The organism is Myroides sp. C1519, assembly GCF_038039755.1.
GTDB lineage: Bacteria > Bacteroidota > Bacteroidia > Flavobacteriales > Flavobacteriaceae > Flavobacterium > Flavobacterium phaeum_A.
Window position 1 is genome coordinate 1 of sequence record NZ_JBBPHM010000047.1, and the last position, 1,496, is coordinate 1,496.

Sequence of the window (1,496 nt, forward strand, 5' to 3'; positions counted from 1 at the left end):
TGTATGTCTTCAAACTAATGTAGACTTTTAGCACGTAAATATAAGATAGTGTATTAGTTATAAATTTATTACTTTTTGTTGATTATACAACTGCCTTCTTTTAGTTAAAGTTTCTTGTTTTAATACAGCTCTTTTTTCTAATATTTTATCTGAATTACCATAATAGACATCCTTAGGAGTTAGGTTACTAATAGCCTCGTGATACCTGTTATTATTGTAGTTTTCTACAAAAACCTCAATAGCCTCTATTAGCTCTTCAGGATGATAGTAATTATTAAGTTTTACAACATTTTTCATTGTTCTATGATATCTCTCAATTTTTCCTTGTGTTTGAGGATGTAGAGGCCTACCATGTACCTGTTTCATTTTCATATCATTCTCTAAAAAGATTTTTAAATCTTTTGCGATGTAGCAAGGTCCATTATCAGATAATAACTTAGGTTTTGCTTTTGATTTGAGTTTTGCCTTGTTTATAGCTGTTTCTACGGTTCTTTTTACATCATTAGCCTCCATAGAATCACATAGTTCCCAATGAATAATATAGCGACTGTAATCGTCTAAAATCGTGCTTAAATAATACCAACCCCATCCAATAATTTTAAAGTATGTGAAGTCTGTTTGCCACATTTGATGTACAAACTGTGTTTTATCTTTAAATTCATTAGATGCTTCTATTAGAATATGATTTGGAGCGGGTATTAAATCTCTCTTCTTTAATATTCTATAAACACTGGACTCTGAGATATAGATACCTTGTTCATCTGTAATTTTATATGCTAATTCTCGTGAAGATAATTCAGGATATTCTAAAGCTATCTCAACAACTAAGTTTTGTTGACTCTCAGGAATACTATTCCATTGTTGATTACTTATTCTTTTACTCTTTTCTAATCCATCATACCCTTTTTCTAAGTAACGTTTATACCATTTATAAAAGCTACTTTTAGGAATGCCAAACTCTTCAAGAGTCTTTTTAACTCCCAATTCACTTGTGGTTACGGTTTGGATTAGCTCATATTTCTCTGCTGCTGTTAGTCTCATATACTTGCGATATAATTCATTTATTCCAGCATGTCTAAGGTTTTTTTTACAATATCGTAACGCAATACCAAATCTGCAACTACCTCTTTTAGTTTTGCATTTTCTTTGCGTAACTCTGCTACTTCATCACTGGTAGCCTCCCTTGTAATATCACCAGATAATCGTTTTTTACCTGCTTCTAAAAACTCTTTATTCCATTTATAGAACTGAGCTTGAGTGATAGAATACTTTCTACATAGTTCTGATACAGAAAGCTCTGCTCGTAATCCTTCCATTACAATCAATACTTTTTGTTCTGAGGTAAATAGTCTACGCGTATTTTTACGGATATCCTTTACCATACTTTCTGGTGTTTTCTTACTGACTCTTCCCATAATTATAAAGTTATCATTTTATTGAAAACACTATCTTATTTTAAGCACATTAATTGTCCACTTTTTGCTGACGATTTACAG

At 31.2% G+C, this 1,496-nt stretch carries 1 pseudogene; it reads right to left on the minus strand.

The window, feature by feature from the left end:
• Window positions 1-57: 57 nt before the first annotated feature.
• A pseudogene (locus AABL81_RS13495) lies at window positions 58-1,415 on the minus strand (IS3 family transposase).
• Between the last annotated feature and the right edge of the window lie 81 nt (window positions 1,416-1,496).